General features: G+C 46.3%; 18 protein-coding genes and 2 tRNA genes. 3 read left to right on the forward strand and 17 right to left on the reverse strand.

Annotation, left to right across the window (positions count from 1 at the left end; translation table 11 throughout):
* Positions 1 to 38: 38 nt before the first annotated feature.
* Positions 39 to 1715: an AMP-binding protein gene (locus HQ39_RS06210; RefSeq protein WP_036864725.1), complete on the forward strand. Its 1677-nt coding sequence runs from the start codon at positions 39 to 41 to the stop codon at positions 1713 to 1715.
* Between the two features lie 698 nt (positions 1716 to 2413).
* Here HQ39_RS06210 and fucP read toward each other — a convergent pair.
* The 12 genes from fucP to HQ39_RS06280 form a co-directional block, all read right to left on the reverse strand.
* Entirely contained in the window at positions 2414 to 3703 is a 1290-nt protein-coding gene (gene fucP / locus HQ39_RS06215) for an L-fucose:H+ symporter permease (protein WP_036864727.1), read from the reverse strand.
* Positions 3704 to 3709: 6 nt separating this feature from the next.
* Positions 3710 to 4063, reverse strand: a complete 354-nt coding sequence (locus tag HQ39_RS06220) for an L-rhamnose mutarotase (RefSeq protein WP_036847258.1) — start codon at positions 4061 to 4063, stop codon at positions 3710 to 3712.
* A gap of 14 nt (positions 4064 to 4077) precedes the next feature.
* Positions 4078 to 6087: a hypothetical protein gene (locus HQ39_RS06225; RefSeq protein ID WP_152565520.1), complete on the reverse strand. Its 2010-nt coding sequence runs from the start codon at positions 6085 to 6087 to the stop codon at positions 4078 to 4080.
* A gap of 21 nt (positions 6088 to 6108) precedes the next feature.
* Positions 6109 to 7857, reverse strand: coding sequence for a phospho-sugar mutase (locus tag HQ39_RS06230; RefSeq protein ID WP_036864732.1), 1749 nt, complete (start codon positions 7855 to 7857; stop codon positions 6109 to 6111).
* A gap of 1027 nt (positions 7858 to 8884) precedes the next feature.
* A complete protein-coding gene (locus tag HQ39_RS06245) occupies positions 8885 to 10723 on the reverse strand; it encodes an AMP-dependent synthetase/ligase (protein WP_036864738.1) in 1839 nt (612 codons plus the stop codon).
* Positions 10724 to 10782: 59 nt separating this feature from the next.
* Positions 10783 to 11028 (reverse strand): GlsB/YeaQ/YmgE family stress response membrane protein, encoded by a 246-nt coding sequence (locus tag HQ39_RS06250; protein WP_036864740.1) that lies wholly within the window; start codon positions 11026 to 11028, stop codon positions 10783 to 10785.
* A 96-nt stretch (positions 11029 to 11124) separates the two neighbouring features.
* Positions 11125 to 11856 (reverse strand): MBL fold metallo-hydrolase, encoded by a 732-nt coding sequence (locus HQ39_RS06255; RefSeq protein ID WP_036864743.1) that lies wholly within the window; start codon positions 11854 to 11856, stop codon positions 11125 to 11127.
* A 15-nt stretch (positions 11857 to 11871) separates the two neighbouring features.
* Positions 11872 to 12558 carry an RluA family pseudouridine synthase gene (locus HQ39_RS06260; RefSeq protein WP_036864745.1) on the reverse strand — a complete coding sequence of 229 codons (687 nt, stop codon included), beginning with the start codon at positions 12556 to 12558 and terminating at the stop codon, positions 11872 to 11874.
* A 17-nt stretch (positions 12559 to 12575) separates the two neighbouring features.
* Positions 12576 to 13322 (reverse strand): 3-oxoacyl-[acyl-carrier-protein] reductase, encoded by a 747-nt coding sequence (gene fabG / locus HQ39_RS06265; RefSeq protein WP_036864746.1) that lies wholly within the window; start codon positions 13320 to 13322, stop codon positions 12576 to 12578.
* A 33-nt stretch (positions 13323 to 13355) separates the two neighbouring features.
* Positions 13356 to 13949: a TetR/AcrR family transcriptional regulator gene (locus HQ39_RS06270; protein WP_052079503.1), complete on the reverse strand. Its 594-nt coding sequence runs from the start codon at positions 13947 to 13949 to the stop codon at positions 13356 to 13358.
* Positions 13950 to 13971: 22 nt separating this feature from the next.
* Positions 13972 to 15822: an ABC transporter ATP-binding protein gene (locus HQ39_RS06275; RefSeq protein WP_036847400.1), complete on the reverse strand. Its 1851-nt coding sequence runs from the start codon at positions 15820 to 15822 to the stop codon at positions 13972 to 13974.
* 138 nt (positions 15823 to 15960) lie between these two features.
* A tRNA-Pro gene (locus tag HQ39_RS06280) sits at positions 15961 to 16035 on the reverse strand.
* 183 nt (positions 16036 to 16218) lie between these two features.
* Here HQ39_RS06280 and aroC point away from each other — a divergent pair.
* A complete protein-coding gene (gene aroC / locus HQ39_RS06285) occupies positions 16219 to 17310 on the forward strand; it encodes a chorismate synthase (RefSeq protein WP_036864749.1) in 1092 nt (363 codons plus the stop codon).
* 260 nt (positions 17311 to 17570) lie between these two features.
* A tRNA-Met gene (locus HQ39_RS06290) sits at positions 17571 to 17644 on the forward strand.
* Between the two features lie 440 nt (positions 17645 to 18084).
* Here HQ39_RS06290 and HQ39_RS06295 read toward each other — a convergent pair.
* From HQ39_RS06295 to floA, 5 genes are all read right to left on the reverse strand, one after another.
* Entirely contained in the window at positions 18085 to 18834 is a 750-nt protein-coding gene (locus HQ39_RS06295) for a 2-phosphosulfolactate phosphatase (RefSeq protein WP_081965402.1), read from the reverse strand.
* 80 nt (positions 18835 to 18914) lie between these two features.
* Positions 18915 to 19934, reverse strand: coding sequence for an OmpA family protein (locus HQ39_RS09250; protein WP_052079505.1), 1020 nt, complete (start codon positions 19932 to 19934; stop codon positions 18915 to 18917).
* A gap of 22 nt (positions 19935 to 19956) precedes the next feature.
* Positions 19957 to 22242 carry an outer membrane beta-barrel protein gene (locus HQ39_RS06305; protein ID WP_036864752.1) on the reverse strand — a complete coding sequence of 762 codons (2286 nt, stop codon included), beginning with the start codon at positions 22240 to 22242 and terminating at the stop codon, positions 19957 to 19959.
* Between the two features lie 165 nt (positions 22243 to 22407).
* Positions 22408 to 23292, reverse strand: a complete 885-nt coding sequence (locus HQ39_RS06310; RefSeq protein WP_036864754.1) for a nucleoside phosphorylase — start codon at positions 23290 to 23292, stop codon at positions 22408 to 22410.
* A complete protein-coding gene (gene floA, locus HQ39_RS06315) occupies positions 23285 to 24283 on the reverse strand; it encodes a flotillin-like protein FloA (RefSeq protein WP_036847235.1) in 999 nt (332 codons plus the stop codon). Before floA ends, HQ39_RS06310 begins: the two co-directional genes overlap by 8 nt.
* Positions 24284 to 24293 lie beyond the last annotated feature (10 nt).

Below are 24293 nucleotides of genomic sequence, written 5' to 3' on the forward strand. Positions count from 1 at the left end.
ATTTGCACCAAACAACACAAAATGTGCAATATTGAATCATGATTCAGCAGAACTTTATAGAGCTATACGAGAATAGCTTCAAAAAATACTGGAATCTTCCTGCGATAACCAACTATAATAATGCCACCACATATACTTATGCGAATGTCGCCAAGACCATAGCTAAAGTACATCTGTTGTTAAAGGAGGCAGGCGTTCAGAAAGGAGATAAGATCTCACTGATCGGAAAAGACTCGGCGGAGTGGTGTATGGTATATCTCGGAGTGATTACCTACGGTGCGATCATAGTGCCTATCCTTCAAGACTTTCATGCGAATGATATTCTGCATATCATCGAGCACTCAGACTCCAGAGTGGTATTCGTTTCGCAGTCTCACTACAAGGTTATGGAGCCGTCCCGGATGGGGGCTGTCAGTGTAGTTATAGATATAGATAGTCTGAAGCCATTGGAGGAGTTTTCCATCAATAAGAGTCTGGTCTCTCTTGATGTCGAGGCTCTTTTTCGGGAGAAATACCCCAACGACTTCACAAAAGAAGATATAGCGTATCCGCACATCAGTAACGATGAGGTGATGTTGATCAACTATACTTCCGGCACAACGGGTTACAGCAAAGGTGTGATTCTTACTGCGAACAATCTTGCGGGCAATGTAACGTATGCCAACTACCTTAAGCTGATGTTCGAGCAAGAGAGAGTGCTCTGCTTTTTGCCTATGGCTCATGCTTATAGCTGTGCTTTCAACTTTCTTACACCCATGCAATGCGGTACTCACATCTATGTTCTCGGTACGACTCCAACGCCATCCATCTTGGTTAAAGCCCTGAAAGATGTGAAGCCTCATCTTATTATCAGCGTTCCGCTAATCCTTGAAAAGATATACAAGAACGTTATCACGCCGAAGATCGGTAAGGGGGCAGCAAAATTTCTTATCAAGACTCCGCTGTTATCTTCTATTGTTTACAAGAAAGTTCGAGACACGTTGTTTGAAAACATGGGAGGTAATTTTCGTGAGTTTATAGTGGGAGGTGCCGCTCTGAACGAGGAAGTTGTTGCTTTTTTGAAAAAGGCTAAGTTTCCATTCACGGTAGGATACGGCATGACGGAGTGCGCTCCTCTTATCTCTTACGAACATCACCAGAAGTACGTGGCAAACTCTTGCGGCAAGCCGTTAAAGGAGATTATGGAGGTGCGTATATTTGAACCGGATTCTGCCACAGGCATTGGAGAGATACAGGTAAGAGGTGAGAATGTGTGCAAGGGCTACTACAAAAATGCGGAGGAGACAGAAAAACTCTTTACTGCAGACGGATGGTTGCGTACGGGAGACCTCGGATACATGGACAGACAGAAAAATATCTTTATCAAAGGACGGAGTAAAACGATGCTTTTGGGTCCGAGCGGACAAAATATATACACGGAGGGTATAGAAGCCAAACTCACCATGATGGAGTATGTAGGGGAGACACTGATCGTGATGAACAGCTCTCAAAAGCTTGTCGCTCTTATCTATCCCGATGTGGAAAGAGTGCAAAAGGAAAAGCTTACCACCGAACAGCTGGAGCAGATCATGAAGCAAAATATCGCTCATCTGAACGAACAGCTTGCTTCATACGAGCAAGTGGCAAGCTTTGTACTGCGTGACGAGGAGTTTGAAAAGACTCCGAAGCGTAGCATCAAGCGATTTCTATACACAGATATACTAACTAACCCATAAACCGTCAAAATCTTTTCTTTTTCGTAGATCGTTCTACGAATTTACATGAACAAATCTATGTTGTTTTTCAAGAGCATCTAACAGGTCTGTGAAGAGTGTTAGGTGCTCTTTTTTGATGGGAGCTTTTATATAAAAACGGGTGATCAGGGTCGGAACTCGACACTCTCATTTTCTTCTCCATTTCCGGATGAAAATCTTGAATTGATGCTGTAATCTTCTTGTTTTCAGGCTTATATGGAATATCTCGAATTCAGAAATTTTTTCCTCCCGGACGGATTGAGGGGCTAAATTATGGTTAAAAAACAGTCCTTTTGAGGGGTTTGATTGTTAATGAAAATCAATGCAGAAATCTGCCTGAAAACAGCCAAAAATAGAGAAGAATGGGTAATATACTAATATTCAGCGTTATAAGTGAAAATTCTAAACACGTTAATCGAATCCGGTAAACGTGTTCAATGAAATTGGTAAACGTGTTTATTGAAAAATTAAACACGTTAAGCCGAAAGAATATGCTCGTTTAGCATTTTGGCTTAACAGGTATCGAAATTAGTGTTAATGAAATGGGGCTGTTTTAACACTCTGTCCACCCTCTGAAAGCAAGGGGTCTGATCAAAATAGAGAGCGGAAATTTTGGAGTGGTCGGACGGGATGAAATATATAAAAACAGAGCTTTGTCCGAAGCGATATTCCGAACAGTTTTACCTCCGAACTTTAAGGCGGGAATGGGCGAAAGCGAAGATCACCATGAAGCAGACCGCCGGCACCACAAAAGATACCCTTACAGCCCACTCTCCGATGCTGTTTTGGAGATCTATTATGGCGGCTTGGAGTGGAGGGATTAAAGCACCACCCCCTATTGCCATCACCAAAAGAGCTCCGGCTAAGCTTTTATCCCTATTCACCTCTTCCATGGAGACGGAGAAGATTGTGGGGTACATCAGAGACATACAAGGCGATATGGCTACGATCGCAAACAGCCCGAATGGGAATGGCAGAAGCATTGCTCCGATGAGCAGAGGGATGGCAAGAGCCGCATAGAAACGGAGTAGAGCCGGGGCGGAATACCTTTTCATCAGAGAGGTATTGACAAACCGGAACAGGCAGAAAAGGATCATTGCTGCGATGTTGTAGCCTTGCGCCCGTTGCTCTGCCACGGATCGTGTAAGACCTTCTTCCATAAAGAAGAAGCTGCCATAGTGAATGATGTAGGTCCAGACCATTATCTGCGCTCCCACGTAGAAGAATTGAGCCACAACGCCTCTCCTGTAACTTGGGATGGATAGCAGTGTCCGGATGCGTTTGAAGAGCGGTTCACCCCTCTCTCTGCTCCTTGTTTGCCCCTCTATCTTAGGGAGTTTGGCTACATAAAAGAGTAGCAGCATCACCAGCACGGCAACGGTAACACCCAGGTAAGGCATCACTACAATCCACAGCTCCGGATGGGTCGAGGTCTCGGTGGAAGTGCTTACTTCTGCCAGCCTGCCCTGAATAAAGTAGATTGCCACAAACATTCCCGTCAGCGAACCTACGGGATTGAAGCTCTGAGCGAGGTTGAGTCTTCGGGACGCACTACGGCTCTCTCCCAACAAAAGGATGTACGGATTGCACGAGGTTTCCAGAAAGGAGAGTCCGCAGGTGAGAACAAAGTAGGCAAGTAAAAAGATATAGAAGTTTTCCGAAAAGGCGGCAGGCAGGAAGAGAAGTCCTCCAAGAAGATATATCCAAAGCCCCATTCGTATGCCGGAAGCGAAGTCCCGCTTGCGAATATAAAAGGCTGCCGGAAGTGCCGCCACCATATAGCCCATGTAGAAAGCTACCTGAATGAGCGAGCCATGCAGGGTGGAGATGGAGAAGATATTGGAAAAGACCTTTACCATAGGGTGGGTAAGGTCATTGGCAAATCCCCATAAGGCAAAGCAGAGAGTAACGATGAGAAAAGGGATGAAATAGGATTGTCCCTCTTTTCGGAAGATAGAGCCTGCTTTCATGACCGCTTACATTTCGGAGAGCTTAAAGAATAGCTCCGTCATTTTCCACTTTTCGGCAGATGAGCTGCCGGGGTTGCACTCTTGGAACTGTCCCATCAGAGCCTCCCACTCTTCCTGTCTCGGCATGGTGGCAAGCGTGGCAAAAGCCTCGTCCCAACAGAATCCTTCTTCGGCTTCTACTATCATCACGAGCCGATTGTCGGCTATGTATATCTCCATCTCCTCTATCCCGATGGCTCTAAGCCCCTCCACCACTTCGGGGAATATCTTTCCCTTGGTGTGCCACTGCTTATAGGTGCGGATGAGGTCGGGGTCGGGCTTTAATGTTAATATCTGTACGTATCTCCGGGTATGCTTCATGGTGGTTTCGGGATTCAGAATAGTTTTAGAATGATCAGCTCGTAAGGAGAGATCGTAAGGTTTTTCAGAGCGGAGTCGGCATATAGAGAGGTTTCACTCTCTATCTCATACACTTCAAACTGCGGGGTTTGCGGGACGGATTCCGGGTGTTTGTGCCGAAATCTTGTGATGTGCAGATGCTTGTACTCTCGCTTTGTGTTCTTGAGGTTGATCTTATAGATGAGTTCGTGACGAGTGGTATTCACCGCCTTTATATAGCACTCTCCATCATCGGCAGAGGATGTACAGGAGAGATGGAGGTCGTCTATGGTGTCGGGTATCACCTTTTTCTTGGCAGAGGGATGCAGTTTGCTTCCGCTGTTTGTGCTTGTCCGGAGGAGCAGTTCATACAGACTGCTGCCCTTGGAAACCCCTCCGTGCGTGTAGAATAACGGAAGTAGATTCCAGCGAAATCTGTCCGCAAAGAGAGGAGAAAAGGCTATCCCTTTGACCTGCTCTCTTCTTTTTTCAAGCTCGATTATCAACAACATTCTGTCTACAAGCTGAGGCCACCGAACCTGTTCGTTTTCCAGAACGGAGGGAAAGGAGATCTCTCCGTAAAGTTCCGGCTGTCTCATATAGACCAAAGAGTCTCGTTCCGGAGGGAGAGAGGCTATAAAGCTGTCGGTATGCTGTATCTCCTGTGTGGTGTGGGCGAATGAGAAGTTGGGTGTAGGCCATATCTCCAACACTCCACCCGGTATAAGCTCCACCCCGGTCGAGTCCGGCGAGAAAGCATTGTGCATCAAAAGGAATCTTCGAGTGTACTCCTCTCCACGCATACCGCTACCAAATACAATCTTCGGAAGTGATGTTTTGGAGAGAAGAGAGGTATCGGGCGGAATGAGAGAAGTGGTATTTTCGGATATGTACTTTATTGTTTTCCTCAGCTTTTCGGTTCTGTTGGGCAGTTCGGATACGCTCTCATGTCGTGGTAATGCCTTTATGGAAGTGATACCGGAGTTGACAACGTACAGAGGCATGCTCTTTGTCTCCTTGCTCAAAGAGAGGAAGTGAGAAAGCAGAAATTGTTTGGGGAACTCGTTGCCCTGCAATGTCCAAAGAGAACGGGATGAAGAGTCGGACGCCCAATCGTAATAAGTCTCTTCATAATAGCCGTCTGCCAAACCTCCTCCGGGGAATGAAGTGAAAGAGGGATTGAGTTGCTTGAGCAGCTCTAACGAGCCTTTCGGGAGGGCGTACTCCTGCTCTTTGTTGTACCCGAAGGCAAAGAGAGATACATCGTCAAGCTCTACCGCACCGGTTGTCTCTATTACAAGGTATGCACTATCTGCCGAAAGATCTGCTTTAAGCTCTTTGGAGAACGTGCCGAACTTATCCCCCCCTTCGCACATAGCTTCTATGGGAGAAGAGATGCGCAGTGAGTCTCTATGCTCTATGTAGCAACGCAGTGTCACGGAGCTGTTCAACCCACGAGCTTTGAACCGAAGTGTCATCCGGTCATCAGCGGCAACGGAAAACTTTGTATCGGCTCTGTTGGAGAGGATACGGCAAACACTCTTAACGGAATCCGAGGCTATCGGAACCGCTCTCATAAGATGATTTTGCTCTTTATCCGATACAAGGTCGAGCCTGCCCTTTTCTACTTCCCAGCCCGTACACACTCCCTGCTCCGGGTAGGGCAGTGTGTAGCCGTTGGGAGTAGTCAAACTCTTTTCCACCGAGCTGTATCGGCAAAGGGGAGGAACGTATGCTCCAAGATTGAAAGAGGAGTTGTAGATGAGATTATAATCCAGTGCCGCTCTCTCTCCACTGCCTTCATTGGTAAATACAACACCGTAAGAAAGTGCTGTGGCAGCGGCAATGGGGGAGTTGAAGTCTATTTCGATTTCTCCCGTAACCTTTGGAGAGGTTTTACAAGAGATGAGCAGAACACAACAAATAAAGAGAACCGCCGATCCCTTTACGGCTATGGTCTTCAGAGCCATAACCAAAGATTGTCGGCGGTTCTCTTTTATCTTCATTGTCAGAAGAGATAGGTCGGATTATATACCGAGTTCGGACTTTATCCTTTCCACCTTGGCACGAGCCTCTTGGCGGATAACTTCAAGATCTGATCCTTCTTTTACCTTCAAGTGTACCTCTATGTAGTACTTGATCTTCGGTTCTGTTCCGGAAGGACGTATGGATAGCTTTGTGCCGTCAGCCGTTCTATATTGTAGAACATTGCTTGTGGTCGGCATATCGAGAGTGAATTCCTCGTTTTGTTGAAGTAGTCTTCCCTTCAGGTCTACGTAGTCCAGCATTTCGGTTACAGGTGATCCATCTATGGTGTTCATAGGTCTCTCTCTGTATCCTTTCATCATTCCTTCTATCTCCTCAGCACCGGATTTACCTTTGCGGACAATGGAAACGCCCACTTCGTAAGAGAATCCGTAAGCGGTATAGATGTGATCCAGAAGTTGGTAGACAGTCATACCTTTCTCCTTTGCCCACGTTGCTATTTCGGCAAGGATGGCACAAGCAGAGACGGAGTTCTTGTCCCGGCAGAAGTCTTCCCACAGATAGCCGTAGCTCTCTTCGCCTCCGCCGAGGTACTCTTTCTTGCCCTCGTTTTGTCTTATGATGTCTGCTATCCACTTGAAACCGGTATAGCTGTCGTACAGTTCCACATTATTTGCTTCGGCAATAGTGCGGATAAGATCGGTTGTAACTATCGTCTTTACGATGTATTGGTTATCCTTGAGCTGTCCGCTCTCTCTTCGTTTCTCTATTGCATAGTAAGCATAGAGCAGACAAGTCTGGTTACCATTGACCAGTATCCACTCTCCGTTGTTGTCCTTAATAGCGGAGCCTATGCGGTCTGCATCGGGATCCGATGCCAAAACAAGGTCGGCATCCACCTCTCTTGCCTTGTCCAACGCCATCTTCAAAGCGGCAGGCTCTTCCGGATTGGGAGATACAACGGTAGGGAAATCTCCGCTGATAACTTCTTGTTCAGGTACCGAGATGATGTTTTTGAAGCCGAAAGCACGAAGCGCAGCCGGTACAAGTTTCTGTCCGCAACCATGGATAGGAGTGTAGACAATCTTCATGTCGCTGTGCGCTCTTACCGCATCGGGAGAGAGAGAAAGAGATGCGATGGCATTAAGGAACTGCTTGTCCATATCTTCTCCCAATATCTCTATCATGTCGGCAGGACCATCAAACTTTATCCCTTTCACGTCTCGTATCTGATTCACCTCTGCTATCGTGTTCTTGTCATGCGGAGGAATCATCTGCGCACCATCGCTCCAGTATGCCTTGTAGCCGTTGTACTCTTTCGGGTTGTGCGATGCCGTGATCATCACGCCGCTTTGACAGCCGAGTGTGCGAATGGCAAAAGAGACCTCCGGAGTAGGACGAAGATTTTCAAACAGGTAAACCCTTATGCCGTTTGCCGCAAATACCCCTGCCGCTATCTCTGCAAACTTACGAGAGTTGTTGCGGCAGTCGTGTCCTATGACCACCTTAATTTCGGGAAGAGATGCAAACTCTTTTTTCAGGTAGTTGGATAGCCCTTGTGTGGCAGCACCTACCGTATATCTGTTCATGCGATTGGAGCCTACGCCCATTATGCCTCGCAGCCCTCCCGTACCAAATTCGAGGTCTTTATAGAACGACTCTATGAGCAATGTTTTATCTTCTGACTCCATCATGCGGCGCACTTCCGCTTGTGTTTCCGCATCGTATCCGTCCGTGAGCCATTGCTGAGCTTTACTCGTGACGAGTTGGAGTAGCTGTTCTGTTGCCATAATCTAAAGAAATTATTGTATGTGTTTCATGTTATGTCCGTCCTGCAAAGATAACGAAATAGAGAGAGCGTACCAAAATGAAGGTAGAGGATAGCCTCTCTTGTTGTCTATATTATCTGTTGGCTTGGATGAGTCTCTCCGGTGAAAGGAACCATTTCTTTAAGTCTTCCCAAAACTATGATAAAAAAGAGGCACCACTTCAATTCCGTTTGAAGAACAAGTCTCTCCAAAAAGAAGAATATTTCGGAAAAACAACGGCTGGTTTTCTCTCTTTTGGGGAACTCGAAAATGGGGGAAACGGAGAGGCTATTTTTATATATTCCATCCCGTTGAAAACAGCTCTCTGATGGTCGCTCTCTATTTTGATCGGAGGGGTTGTTTTTAGAGCACGATCGAATTGTTAAATTCGCCTCATTTTATTAACGCTATTTTCGATACAGGTTCACTCAAAACGATAAAGCAGTATATTTTGTCGGCTTAAAGTATTAAACGAAACCGGTAAACGTATTTACCGATTTCATTTAATACGTTTACCGGATTCAATTAAAGTGTTTAGAAAATTTGGTTAGTTTGCTGATTATTAGTGATTTATCTGTTTTCTATGCTTTTTGGGCACTTTTTGAGTCATTTTGTCTTTATAGAATGTTTACAATGAATACTCCAAAATTAAACTCTATTAACGCAAAAAAGGGGCTTGAATGAGACCAAGAGGAGGGTTGACTCCGTTTTTGAGATTTTCTGTATTAGTTTGTCTTTCAGATTATTGCTTTCAGAATAGAGATCTTTATCCTTATATTGCTCTTGGCATCGCTCTCTTTTTTTCTCTTCCACGAGGTTGAAAATGAGGAGAAACGGCACTCCGTTTTTATATAAAAGTGCACGCTGAAATGACTCTGTTTTTTGCCGTTTCGAGATGAAAAATAAGGGCAAAAAATAGCTCTGTATGATGGGGTGGAGGAGTGTCCTCTTTTCCCAAAATCATACAGAGCCTTATCTCCGAAAATCCTATAAACAGGATCTTCCGATGCTATTTTATGTCTGCACTCTGACCGTTATAGATGGCGCTGATCTCCTTTTCGTACTTCTCTTGTACCACACGGCGTTTTACTTTGAGTGTATTGGTCAGCTCGCCTGTCTCTATCGAGAACGGCTGCGAAAGGATATGGAAGCGTTTGATACGCTCGAACGATGCAAGGCCTTGTTGGGCTTGCTCTATGCGACCTTCGATAAGAGTGTGTACCTCTTCTATCTTTGCAAGATCTGTTTCTGACAGATCTTTGTTCGGCACTTGGCGCTTGTCCAGTGCCGTGCGCACCGCACTCCAGTTGGGATACACCAATGCGCTCACATAGGGTCGGTTATCCGCAATCACAGTTATCTGCTCTATGTATCTGTCTGATGATAGCAAGCCCTCTATCTGTTGAGGGGATATGTACTTGCCATTGGCAGTCTTGAAGAGGTCTTTGAGCCGTTCTTCAAAGAATATGGTCTGCCCTTCCATGCGTCCTTTATCTCCTGTTTTGAACCATCCGTCGGCTGTAAAGGCGGCTTCTGTTGCTTCCGGGTTTTTATAATATCCGGGTGTTATTGTGCCTCCCTTTACTAAGATTTCTCCCGTATCGGGGTCTATCTTTACCGAAACACCGGGCAGTGTCTCGCCGATAGAGTCCAGAATGTATCTCTTTTGAGGGTAGAAGCAGACGGTGGCTGAGGTCTCACTGAGCCCGTAACCCACTACGATCGGAATGCCCATGGATTGAAGATATTCGTTGATCTTGATAGGGAGAGCCGCTCCCGCCGTTGGGAAAAGTTTTCCATGCGAGAGACCTATTGCTTTTCTTACTGCACTAAAGCCGGTTTTATTGAAGAAAGCATACTTGATGGCAAGCAATGGAGGAGGAGTGAGCCCGTGTATCTTGTATTTGAGATTGTACTCTTTACCTATCTCAAGCCCTCTTCTCAAGATTTTTTGGACAAATGGAGAGGCGGTCTCTATCTTTTCCTGTACTCCCATATACACCTTTTCCCAGAATCGTGGAACGTTGCAGAGGAAGTGCGGTTCTACTTCTTTGAGGTAGGTCAGAATCTCTTTCGGTTTGTCGCAAATGGCTATGCGTACTCCACGTTGCAGGCAGAGATAACTCCAGAGCTTCTCGAAGATGTGAGACATCGGCAGAAAGTTGATAGACCAATGAGAGTGTCCCATATCCGGTATGCGGATGATGTGCCCTTCGAGAGCTATTATAATGTTGTTGTGAGTAATGATTACTCCTTTGCTTAGTCCGGTTGTTCCGGAGGTGTATATAAGGGTCGCAATATCCGATCGAAGTGCTTTGGATCTTCTTACCTTGACTTCAGCAGCTGCATTGATGGTATCTCCGAGCTTCAGGAAGTCCGAAAAATAGAGTGATGAACTATCTTCCGGATGAAGGCGCACACTGGTTTCAAACACCACAATCTGCTTTAGAGAGTCTATCTCTTTCAGCATCTTGTAAGCAATGTTATACTGCATTTGGTCACCGACAAAGAGTATCTTGACTCCGGTTTGGTCAAGTATAAACCGAAGTTGCTCCGGAGCGGATGTAGCATATACGGGCACACATATTCCACGTATGCTGTATATTGCCAAATCTGCATAGACAACCTTGTCTTTGTTCTCGGAAAAGACTCCCACGCAATCTTGAGGAGCGACTCCAAACTCTATGAGACTTTGTGCCGTTCTCTGTACATAATCGCTAAGAGTAACCCAGCTGATCTTACTCCATTTCCCATCTTCCGAACGCACTTTAAGGGCTGCATCGGAGCCGTATTTCTGTGCTTGTATCGGAGCTAACTCTGCTAAATGGTGTATCTTTTCCTGTGCCATGTTTCTTTTTTCTTGTCTTTATTGGAAGATCACTCTTCTGTTTTTAGTCCGAAAAGCCTTTATTTCTTACGGAAGATATTGGCTATAATGAGAATGATACAAGCTCCAATGAAAGACATAACGAACTGTCCCCAGTTACTACCGCTTGTTTGGATATCCAACAGACTGTAAACCAAACTTCCGACAGCCCCGCCTACAAGACCGAGCAGAGTGTTTATGAATACTCCGAAAGAACGATCACGGAACAATTTGCCTGCTAAGAATCCGGCAACACAACCAATAATAAGTGATAAAACAAAACTCATAACCTGTAATGTTTTTGTGTGTTTTTAATAATAAGATAGCTCCAATCGGAGACCTCTACTGTACAAATATAATATAAAATAGTGAGATATCGGGGATTATTTAAGGATTGCAGAGATCGTTCCTTGCGATGTATCCACAATCTTGAACCCGAATTTTTCTGAAATTGTCTCCAATTTTTTTAGGTTGTCAGGCGTACCATTCCAATGGATGGGTGCAAAATATCGGGTGGTGGTTACCGTTTGGAGAAACTCTTCCAACCCTTGAAGATAGTTGGGACCCAGGCGAAGATCGGTAGGGAACAGGAGCAGGTCCATGGGATAGAGCTTATCGGCAGAGAGGTTTGCAAGCTCTTCTTTATATGCAGCCGCATACAGAGAGCGATAGTATTCGTTGGCTTCTTGATCCCAATGCCAATGGTTGAGATCGCCGGCGTAGAAAATTGTAAATCCATCCCGTAATCGGAGGTAAAAAGAGCCGCCTTCGTCTGTCGAGCCGTACACTTTCAGGGATAATCCAAGCCTTTTCAGAGCATACTCTTCAAGGATGGAGAGAAATATCACATCGTCTATCCGATCTGCGGGTACACTCTCTCGTACCTGTTCGCAAAAGATATAAGTGGGGTGGAAAGGCGTTAGCAGATTGAACATATCCCGGCTATAATGATCGTGATGCGAGTGTGTGCAGAAAACAACAAGAGGCTTCTCATGAGAGAGAAGCCCCATTAGCGTGGGAGTTGTTTGGGATGAGTTGTAGAAGTCGAAGAGCAGAAAGCTCTCGTCTGTCTCTATCAAACAGGTGCTGTGAGCTATAAAGTGAAGAGTCTTCATCTTAAAAATGTGTTGTTACTTCTCGTTTGCCACTTTCCATGCACCGTCTATCTCCAAAGGGTAAGGCGCGGTAATCTCTACGTCCTTGCCGGATATCGGATGAGTGAATGAGATTGTGCGTGCATGGAGACCGATACTCCCTTTTGGTCCGGATCGCTTCGCTCCATACTTCAGATCGCCTCTTATGGAAGATCCGATGGATGAAAGCTGGCAGCGGATCTGGTGATGTCTGCCGGTGAACAACTTTACTTCCAACAGCGTAAAGTGTGTACCCTGCTTTAATGTCCGGTAAGCAAGAACAGCTTCCCTGGCTCCGGGGCTGTTCTTACTTACGACATAGGATTTGTTTTGCTCTTCGTTCTTTTTGAGATAATGCACAAGCTTGGGATTCTCTTCCTGAACGGGAGGTTGCTCTACCAGTGCATGGTAAACTTTGCAAACCTTATCCTCTCTGAAAAGTTGATTGAAACGAGAAAGTCCTTTAGAGGTTTTGGCAAACAGCACAACACCGGAAGTGGGTCTGTCCAATCTGTGAATCACCCCCAAGAAAACGTTTCCCGGCTTATTGTCTCTCTTTTTGATGAAGTCCATTATCATATCCGGAAGAGTGGTATCTCCCGTTTTGTCGCCCTGAGTAATATCTCCGGGCTTTTTGTTTACCGCAATGATATGGTTGTCTTCGTAGAGAATCTCAAGCTTCATTACACTTATCTTTTAGATCAGATCTCCATCCCTCCGCAAACGGGAAGCACTTGACCTGTAACGTATGAGGATAGATCGGACGCGAAGAATACTACTGCGCCTGCAATATCTTCAGGTTGACCGGCTCTCTTGAGAGGCAATCCTGCAACCCATTGCTTCTTTGATTCTTCCGGAAGTTCGGCTGTCATGTCTGTCTCTATAAAGCCCGGAGCGATGACATTGACGCGGATGCCTCTTGAGCCCAACTCTTTTGCCACACTCTTGGAAAAGCCTATCAAACCGGCTTTAGAGGCTGCATAGTTGGCTTGTCCTGTATTCCCGGAAATTCCTACCACTGATCCGAGATTGATGATACTGCCTTGACGCGCTCTCATCATAATGGGAGTAACGGCGTGAGTAAGGTTGAAAGCAGATTTTAGGTTCACGTTCAGAACATCGTCCCATTGCGACTCTGTCATTCTCATGAGCAGTCCGTCCTGAGTGATACCGGCATTATTGACCAGAATATCTATCTTACCGAAGTCTTTCATAACCTCTTCCACCAACCGGTGAGCCGCTGTAAAGTCTGCCGCATCCGAGGCATAAGCTTTTCCTTTCACGCCAAGATTTGCTATTTCTTGCTCTACCGCTTCGGTATTGGCGTTAAGGCTTCTACCTGTAAAAGCGACACTTGCTCCATGTTTAGCCAGTTCGATTGCAATACCTTTACCTATACCTCTACTGCCACCGGTAACTAAAGCTACTTTTCCTTCTAAAAGTTTCATCTGTTTATTGGTTTTATTGTTGTGTTATTTCTGTTACTTGTAGTTGCCACACAGCCCATTCATGAAGAGTTTTCGGAGGTCGATGAGATGGTTTTTCATCTCTTCGTTGTCCAGACTAATGAATCCTTTTATAAAAGGAACCTCTAACCCCTTGAAAGCACTCTGTATAATGTATGCCATGTACTTTACATCCCGTACCACATATATCTTTTTATCCACACCTTCTTGCAGGATCTTCTCTATCAGTCTGCGCTCTTTGATGTCAAACTTCAAGCGAGTACGCTCCACAAGCATGATGTCTCTAAAGAAGTCTGCATCCAAAGAGCCGTTTCGCTTGACGATATTATCTATCGCCTGAAAGCGACGAAGAGCAAACCGGACCAGCTTATCTTGGGGAGGAAGATCTATCTCCGAAAACTCTCTAAGCTCTTCGTAAAGGGTGTCCAACTCTGTCTGCACCACAGCTGCAAATATCTCCTCCTTACTTCTAAAGTAGGTATAGAGAGTTCTTCTTCCTTTTTTTGCCGCTTGAGCTATGTCGTTCATGGTCGTTGCCTCTACTCCAATCTTCGCAAAAAGCTGGCGAGCTGTTTCTACAAATATCTTTCGTGTCTTTGATAATGCCATATCGGGAGCTGTTTAAGATAGATTAGAATTGTTGCATTTTGCATAATCTTGAGTAATGACCCTCAAGAGCAAGAAGCTGTTGATGTGTGCCTTGTTCCACGATTTTTCCTTCACTCAAAACGCATATAATATCGGCTTTCACAATTGTAGAGAGACGGTGAGCGATCACTACGGCTGTACGTCCTTTCATTAAGTTTTCCAATGCTTCCTGCACCTGCTTTTCGGAGGCGGTGTCAAGGGCGGAAGTGGCTTCATCCAGTATCAGCAGTTGCGGATTTTGAAGCACCGCTCTGGCTATGCTCAAGCGTTGCCGCTGCCCGCCGGACAGCTTTCCTCCTCTGTCGCCGATATTGGTGTGATACCCTTCTGCCATTTGAGAGATAAACTCATGGGCATTGGCAATCTTTGCAGCCCGCTCCACCTCTTCCTGTGTCGCATTAGGCACACCGAACGAAATGTTATTGAAGACGGTATCATTGAACAGAATAGCCTCCTGATTCACATTCCCCATTATCGAACGCAGGTCTGCCACCCGGAGCTGACGTATATCCTTGCCATCTATCTTTATGGAGCCTTCCGTTACATCGTAAAAGCGTGGTAGAAGATCCACGAGCGTACTCTTTCCGGAGCCGCTTTCGCCGACGAGGGCTATGGTTTTCCCTTTCGGTATCTCCAGGTTTATGTCTTGAAGCACCCACGATTGCCCGTAGCGGAACCAGACCTTATCAAACTTGATACTCCTGTCAAACGTAATCTCTTCCGGAGTTGCAGGGTCTTGTATAGGGTTTTCTGCGTTGAGGATAGAGTCTATCCGCTCTAAGGATGCCATGCCTCGCTGTACGGCATAAGCTCCTTTTGAAAGTTCTTTTGCCGGATTGATAAGATTATAGAAGATGATAAGATAGTAGATGAATGTCGCTGCTTCGAGAGAGTCGCTGCCTTCAAGAATAAGCGTACCACCATACCACAATACGATGGCTATCGTTGCCGTGCCGAGAAATTCGCTCATCGGATGAGCCAATATCTGGCGACGAGTGATGCGTATAGAGGTTCTCCGGAAGGTGTTATTAAATTCACCGAAACGTCTGTCCATCTTATCTTCTGCACGGAAAGCCTTAATAATGCGTAAGCCGCTCAGCATTTCTTCAACCATGCTCATGAGGAGTCCCCACTGTTGTTGTCCTAATAGGGAGGTGCGTTTCAGCTTCTTGCCTATTCGTCCCATGATATATCCGGCAATGGGAAGAAGTATGAACACGAAGAGGGTAAGCTGCGGAGAGATCACGATCATGCCTACGAGGAATATCGTGATCATTATCGGGTTCTTCAGCAACATATCCAAAGAGCTCATCACAGACACTTCCACTTCGTTCACATCACCTGCCACGCGTGCAATGATGTCTCCTTTGCGCTCTTCGCTGAAAAAGGAGAGCGGAAGAGAGAGCATCTTTCGGTAGAGTTGGTTTCTGATGTCCCGTACCACACCGGTGCGGATTGGAAGAAGTGCATACCCTGCAAGATAGGAGGTGCCAACCTTTAGAGCCGTCATTACCACAAGAGCCACTCCGAGAACTATCAGCGTATAGGAGCCGCCTTGGGTCTCTATCATTTGGGTCAGATAGTAGTTGAAGTTGTGTTTAAGTATTTCTGCCCCCTCTTTCAGACCACTCATAGAGCCAAGGCTGAGCTCGCTCCATGATCTCATGTCATACACTCCGGCGTCCAGCTTAAAGAGTATGCGCAGGATGGGCATGATGAGTGCAAAGGTGAAAAGATTGAGGATGGCGGATATGATATTAAGAAGAATACTCATCACCAAGTACCACTTATAGGGTGGCACAAAGCGTTTTATGAGTCCGATAAATTTCTTCATCTCTGCTGTTTTGTGGATATGAATAACAAAGATAACGATTTTTATCGTTAGGGATGTCCCTACACAGGACCATTTCAAAAGGATAGAATACGAAAAAAACTCAATCTCCTTGATGCGGAAATTGAGCTTCTCGATTTGTCGGGGTACCAGGATTCGAACCTGGGACCCCCTGCTCCCAAAGCAGGTGCGCTAACCGGACTGCGCTACACCCCGATAAGACAAGATCGTGAGACCCTTTTGTCTTTTGCTCTGCAAAGGTAAGACAACTTTTTTATTCTCGCAAGAGTCGGAGCGAAAAATCTCTTCATCTCTCTCCGCTTTCTTCAATATCGCTATCTTTGAAGCGTAAGAAGAGGCAATTTCCCCTTGATAAACAGAAATTAAACGGCAATTATCATGAATACGATAGGCACACATTTTCGTCTTACGACCTTTGGAGAGAGTCACGGCGCAGCCATTGGAGGCGTTATAGATGGCTGTCCGGCAGGAGTGGCACTGCGCTTGGATGAAGTGCAGGAAGCTTTGGACAGGAGAAGACCGGGCGGTTCGGATCTTACCACGCCCCGTAAAGAAGAGGATCGGATAGAGTTTCTTTCCGGACTCATGGATGGCATCACCACAGGAGCGCCTATCGCTTTTCTTATCAGAAATTCGGATCAACGTTCCGGTGACTACTCTTCTCTCGAACAGGTTTACCGCCCTTCTCATGCCGACTATACCTACACAGCCAAGTATGGTGTACGGGATCATCGTGGCGGAGGACGCTCTTCCGCACGAGAGACAGCCGTTCGGGTTGCTGCCGGAGCCATTGCAATGCAGATCCTTAACGATATGGGGATAGAGATAGTAGCCTATACGGCTTCTCTCGGAAAGGTCTCCATGCCTCAGATTTACTTGGATTTTGTGATGAAAGAAGAGGTGGAGGCTCATGCCGTGAGAACGCCCCTCTCCCAAACTGCCCGTGAAATGGAAGAGGAGATAAAGGCTGCAAGAGAGGAGGGAGACAGCGTTGGAGGTACTATTGCCTGCATTATTCGGGGAGTTCCTCCCGGATGGGGAGCACCTTTATATGATAAACTGAGTGCAAAACTCTCTTCTGCGATGCTCAGCATAAACGCTTGCAAGGCATTCGAGCTGGGAGACGGCTTTGCCGGATGCCATGCCAGAGGAAGCGAGCAGAACGACTCCTTTGTGCCGTGTCCGCACTCTCCTCGTGGCATAGCCACGCTTTCCAACCACTCCGGAGGTATTCAGGGAGGTATTTCCAATGGAGAAGTGATCCGTTTCAGAGTAGGATTCAAACCGGTTTCAAGTATTTCAAAGAAACAGCAGAGCGTGAATAAGGCCGGAGAACAGGTGGAGATCGAAATTGCCGGACGGCACGATCCGTGCGTCTTGCCTCGTGCAGTCCCTATCGTGGAGGCTATGGCTGCTCTGGTTTTGGCGGACTCTTACCTCGCTTCTTTGGGAGACAGACGGGAGGGATAACGCCTTGATGCTCCTTTTTCCCACTTTAACTCTTTTGGGGAGGATATTAGTAGCAGCATGGTCTCAAGGTAAAAAAGAGTGAGGAATAGGTCGTCAATACAGAACCATCTGTATCGTAACGGATGCGGAACAGGCAGAGATTCAAATTCTAAACATTGCCGTAAATGACAGATCACTTCTCGGATATGGCTGTTGCAGAGAAAAAATAGGGAATTGGTGTTGTGAGTTCAAATCTTTTGACTTATCTTTGCACAGCAAACGGCGAGATAGCTCAGATGGTTAGAGCGCATGATTCATAATCATGAGGTCCCGAGTTCAATTCTCGGTCTCGCTACTTCTTTAGAAGGTGTCGGAGAACATCTCGGTGGATGACGCTTCGACACCTTTTTTGTTACCCTCTTTCCGCTTCTCCAAACAGGGTGTCCGGATGCGATAAACAGCTCTTCCGGAGAGTTTTGGTGTGTCCGGACTCTTCTGATTTCTGCTTTCTTTTTTCTCTTTACGGCAAGAGGGTCGGGTGTGATGCTTGATGAAAAAAGAGGTAAAAGGGTTAAGAAGTTTTGCCGATACGGTTCAATAAAAGGCGTAAAGCGGTTAAAATTTTTGGATAGAGGTTCGACTTCCACAAAACAAGGCTTGGTCTCTAAAAATCAAACTACGATTTTTGGAGACCAAGCCTTGTTTTTATCCCTTGTATCTGTTTAGCGAAACTTTTGAACGGGTTTAGCCCTTTTTCCAAAAAGGTTAAAAGGAGTTTGCATACCGCTTTGGCGGTTATCGGCCCTGCTTATCCACTATCATGGTTTCACCTTTGATGTTTTGGCAGACGGGAACGACATCCCAAATGCTCTGCTTCAGGCAGTAGGCGGCATCTTCTTCCAGCCCGAGAGCTTCGAGGCGAGCGTAGTGGTCGGTAGTGGAGAGATAGAGAGCCAACTCTTCATTGTGATCGTTCCAAATGGTGTTCATGGATCTTATGGAGTCCGATAGCGGAGTGAGGTCGGCAAGTCTGCTCAGAGAGCTGTACAGCGCACCGGCAAACAGGGAGTCTTCCAAGCTCATCTTGTCTCGCCATCCGGCTGCAAGTATCAGTACCGTTCCGGAGTGTCGGGCAAGGTAGCGAGCGAGGGCTTCGATGTTGATAAATGCTCCGACCAGTACTTCTTCTTTTGCTATCTTCATCGCTTCCGCCAAGGCGTGAGTGCCATTGGTGGTCGTGAAATATATGAATCTGCCTGCCACCAAATGGGGCTGATACTCGCAGGGAGAGTTGCCGCACCGGGCAAAAGAGCATCTGCGTGCGTCTCTCTCCGCGCCTACAATCTCTCCCATTGCGGCTTTGGCTTCTGCCTTTTCCAGAGAGTCGAGCGGATAGACCGCCTTTGCACCATTGCCCAACATCGTTATGATGGTGCTGCTTGCACGCCAAACATCCACGACAACCACTCTATCCACACCTTCCGAGTAGGGCGGGAGCAGAAGGGGAGAGATGCAGAGGTCTATTTTGATTTTGTTTCTCATCATTCGTTTTTGCAAGAAAAAGCCCGAAGCAACTCTGTGGGAGAGTCTTCGGGCTTTGGATATAAGATCGGATCAGACCGATTTTAGTCGTTATCAATAGAGACAATCTCCACACGTCTGGCTTGTGCCGGAGTGGAGGAAACACTGTCTATGCCGCCCATGTAAGCATCTATGCGAGATGGTGATACGCCTTTATCCATGAGGTAACGCTTTACGGCTTCTACTCTCTTTGCGGAGAGAGCGTTGTTTTTAGCCAGATTTCCCTCAGGAGAAGCATATCCGTTGAGGCGGATGCGTTGGTCGAGATAGGTTTCCAGATAGGTAATCACCTGCTGCAGAGCTGTCTCGTACTCTCCGGAAATCTTGTGAGAACCTACGGGGAAGAAGATCTTGTGAGAGATGCGCGGTGTTCTTGCCTGTGCCACTTGGATATACTCCACAATGGTATCCTTAGGAAGATTTTTGGCATCAATCGTAAGCTCTACCTTTGCGGCTCTCTGATCTTGAGGTGATGCAGGAGCAGAAACCCTCTCTTCCACCAACGGAAGAGCTGTTTGGGGTTTCATCCGGCTCTCTTCTCTGAGTATCGGAGGCTCCACTACCGAACGAGGAGGTTGCGGAGCAGTGTTTACGATAACAGGTGCCGATGACGGCAACACAGCAGGAGCAGCACCGGACTCCGGTAAGATAAGTGTCTGGAGGACTTGCGGAGGCAGCTTGCTGTTGTTGGCTACCATTAGAAGTAAGAGCCTTTCAAGGCGATCCAGGCGAGCCTCAAGGTGTCCGCTGTAACTCTTTGCCAACGCTTCGTCTATCATCTTACGCTTGAGAGCCTCTATTTTGGTGCGCATCACAAGAGCATCCAACTCTCTTTGAGATTCGATGGAGTCTCTTTCGAGGGCGGCGGTTACAAGCTCCGTAACCAGGATTTCTGCCTGTTGGCGTGAGATCGGGATAAGCTTTTCTCCCTCTCCCGGACGTAGTACACTGGTCTTGCGAACCTTCTCTTTAGACTCTTTTTTGTGTACAACCTCCTTCTTCTGTGCCCATACAAAGCCGGGCACAGAGAGAAGAAGAATAGCTGTTATAAGTATTTTTCTCATAATCTAACATCGAATTTTGGGGTTAGAATACGAAGCGATATCCTACTGTAATCTGGTTGTTTTGGAATAAGTTGCGTGTAGAATAGTCCACGAAGATAGAGTTCTCGCCCACCTTAAGGTTGGTTCCGAGTATGATGTTACTACCGGCTCTCATCGTGTCGTATTGCTTAAACAGTCCCAATCCAAAGCCAATGTAAGGTTGGATAGGCGAATCTGCAGGAAGCGATATATTGTATATCACATTACCGGAAAGACCATAACCGGTCTTTTTGCCCAATGCTATGAACAGTTCGGGAACGAAGTCAAAGTTGGTATCGCTCACTTGCAGGTAAGCACGGAGACCAATATTGGCTGAAAGTTGTTCACCGAAGTTTACTCCGACGATAGGTGCCAAAGTGTTGTATCTGAGGAATGCGGTTTTGGTGGAAGTCTGATAAGCGTCTCCCTCCATTGACTTTGAAATCACTCGGCGTCCCTCTTTGGCATTTGGTTGTGCCGCATGTTCCGGATTGATGATTACCGGTTGGGCTGGAGCAACAAGCGGTGTGGACTGTCTCGGTTGCGTAGGCATGATGACCGTTGTAGAGGGTTGCGGCTGCACGTTGGAGCGGAGAAGTGTGTCGTAGTTTCTGTCCATCTTCTCTATGAGAGCCTTCAGTTCGGCTACCAAAGCATCGTTGGAAGATGGTGCCATACCTCTTTGATCTTGACGGAGAGCCGATAGAACCAAAGCAAAATCTGCGTCCGAAACAGCGTGGCTTCTACGTGATTTTCTTTGTGTAAGTACTTTCTCTACTACTCTGTCCACAAGCTCTTCAAACTCGCGAGCCGTCATTGTTTCACTGCTTCTCGGTTGAGATACGGTTTCTATCTTCTTGCTTGTAACGCTCTTTTCTTCCAAGACCTCTTTGCGTTGCTCCATAAGTGTTTCCACTTGTGCGTCATCTCCTGCCTTTAGAGCTTCTGCAAGCTGTTGGTTGATAGCGGCAAGCTTGTCTTCATACTCGGCACGAAGTGCATTGATCTCAGCATTGCTTCTCTCTCTCTCTCTTTCCAAAGCAGAGCCGTAAAGCGTAGAAGCACTCTTGACAGGAGCACCAAGATTGATGCGTAAACCTGCTGTGTACATCATGTTGGCTTTTACTTGAGAAGGCGTAACGATCTTTTCGGGAGAAACATCCTGCTTGGACATCAAGATGGCATTGGCTGTACCGTAAAGAGCAAAGTAGCGAGAAAGAGGTATTTCTATACCTGCTCCTGCCTGTGCAAAGAGATTGTTTTTGTTGAAATCGGTTTGATTGATTTCCTTTTCATCTTTTCTTGCATCAAGATAGCCGGCACCAAACTGCAAGTAAGGTACAACGCCGCGAGGCTGATTGAGGCGTGCAATCACGTTAGCCCCGTACATGCGCAACTCTTTATTGAACTTCGTGGAGAGTTTTCCCGGTTCCTCTGTTGCCTGATAGTAGTAACCACGTATGCCGACAAGGGAAGAGAAGTCTATTCCGGCAGAACCTCCCACAAACCATTGGTCTTTATACGGGAAGTTTTCATTGAAGTCCATGAAGGCTACACCCGGTTCAAGAACAAATTTGAGTCCGCGTGCAAAACCTCCTGTATAACTGTCACGGACACGTCTGTCCAAGGATGTGTTCAATCTTGGATTGGATCCGCCAAGGTATATATCCAGGGATGCAAGAGCGGAGTAGTTCTTCAAAAACTCGTTCTTATTCTGTGTATGCGGATTCAGATACGCATTCGTCGGGTCCATATTGAACAGCAACTGCTTCGCTTCCAAAGAGAAAACCACGCGCGGGGAGATATTCATCTTGAGACCTGCACCCAAAGAGGCATAGATCTGTTGCTCTTTATGCGCTCTGGCGTCCGTGCCTTCTGTCAATGGGTTATAGTCGAAATACTGAATACCGGTCCCTGCCAATATATAAGGAGAGAACGATACGCCGGAGAATATATTGAGCTTGGCTTCTCCTCCAATGCGTGTAATATCCAACGAGTGATTAGGTAGCTTTTCTGCAAGATTATCTGCAACATTCCAATTGAGACTCTTGAGTTTCCCTTTGAGGTCAAAAGATTTTTCAGCAATAGCTCTCAGTTCGAAATGCGGACCAAATCCAAATCCGGCACGAAGCCCATAGAACATATTGTTTTCAAGATTGATATTTTTATTCCACCACTGGTACTCGATCAAGGGAGAAACGGTTACGCTGACGTCTCTTACCTGAGCATTTGTAATTCCAAAAGCGGAAGCCCCAATCAGAAGGGCAGTCAGTAGATGTTTTCTTTTCATGGTTATAAAATTTAGAACATTACGAATGTGTTTATCGTAGTAGATAACTCCTTCAGTATAGTACAAAGATAGTAAAAATATATAAAAGGAAAGCGGTATTCTTAAATTAAACACCGCTTTTCCTCTTTTTATATACAGAAACCTCTCTCGGTTTTGAGCGTTTTATCAGATTCTTTCCAATACAATCCGGATAAGGTTTTGTAAAGATTGTTTATAGTCGACATTCATTTTTTGAGCCTTTCTTCCTGCTATTATACAACAGACTGTGAGGACATTGTGTCCCAGTACAGCCCCTATGCCGGCAAGGGCAGAAGACTCCATTTCAAAGTTTGTGATGATCCGGTTATTCCATGAAAATGCCTGAATCTTCCTGTTTAGATCCGGGTCTGCAAGTTCAAAGCGTAACTTTCTACCCTGTGGAGCATAAAATCCGTTTGCGGCAATGGTAACGCCTTTTAGTATATCATCTTTACAGATTCTGTCTACAAGCGGATCCGGAGCCTCTACAACGTATGGAAGAAGTCCTTTTATTTTCCAGTCCAATTGTTTCATAAGCTCTTTTTCAAACGCCAAATCGCAAACTTGATCCCGACCGGCATAGAAGTTCAATACGCCATCAAAACCTATTGCATACTTTGCCGCCACGTATGTCCCTATCGGAGAGATGTCCTGAAGCCCTCCGGATGTTCCGATACGTATGATATCGAGCTTGCGAAATTCATCTTTAACCAAACGGGTATCAAAGTCCACATTAGCCAACATATCGAGTTCGTTCATTACGATCTCTATATTGTCTCCACCGATTCCATGGGACAAGACTGTGATGCGTTTGCCTTGATACTTTCCGGTAATCGAATGAAACTCCCGGCTGCTAATATTACACTCAATATCTGTAAGGAATGAAGCGATGTTGTCTACACGTGCCGGATCTCCGCAGACAATGACTTTATCTGCAAGATGTTCGGGTTTCATGTGCAGGTGGAATATGGATCCATCGCTGTTTATGATCAGTTCCGACGGCGGAATAGGCTGCTTACTGTTGTTAAGCATCTTTTTCGTGATTTTTGGGTTTAACATCAAGCGGTTTCGCTATACTCTCTCTCATGGAAGTGTCAGCCTGAATATTTTTCAAGTGATAATAGTCCATGATACCGAGATTTCCGCTTCTGAATGCTTCGGCGATGGCTTTGGGCACTTCTGCTTCTGCTTCTATCACCTTCGCTCTGGCTTGTTGGGCAAGAGCTTTCATCTCTTGTTCGCTTGCCACAGCCATGGCTCTACGCTCTTCTGCCTTTGCTTGTGCGATGTTCTTGTCCGCTTGAGCTTGGTCCATCTGCAGTACCGCACCGATGTTTCGACCTATATCTATATCCGCTATATCTATGGAGAGGATTTCAAAAGCCGTTCCGGCATCGAGACCTTTACGAAGAACCAGTTTTGAGATAGAGTCCGGATTTTCGAGGACACTCTTATGGCTTTCGGATGAACCGATAGAAGAGACGATACCTTCGCCTACACGAGCCAAAACGGTCTCTTCTCCAGCTCCCCCTACAAGTTGTTTTATGCTTGCACGAACGGTTACACGAGCTTTGGCAATGAGTTGGATACCATCTTTAGCCACGGCTGTTACCGGAGGAGTATCTATCACTTTCGGATTTACAGACATCTGAACCGCTTGGAAGACATCTCTACCGGCAAGGTCTATTGCGGTAGCCATTTGGAATGGGAGGTCTATGTTTGCCTTGGAAGCAGATACCAGAGCATGTACCACCTGCTCTACGTGTCCTCCTGCAAGGTAGTGGGCTTCGAGTTCATCGCGTGTGAGTTGGAGGTCTGCCTTGTGCGACTCGATCATCGCTCTCGTTATCACATGAGGAGGAACATTTCTGATGCGCATCAGAAAGAGTTGCAACAGAGAAATTCTCACTCCCGACACACGTGCGGATATCCATAGCAGCACAGGGAAATAGATAAGAAAAATGGAAAGGAGGATGATAGCCACAAAGGCAACCCCTATCCAGAGATAAAATGTTTCTTGCATAGTTATATGA

It is taken from the genome of Porphyromonas sp. COT-108 OH2963, assembly GCF_000768895.1.
Taxonomy (GTDB): domain Bacteria; phylum Bacteroidota; class Bacteroidia; order Bacteroidales; family Porphyromonadaceae; genus Porphyromonas_A; species Porphyromonas_A canoris.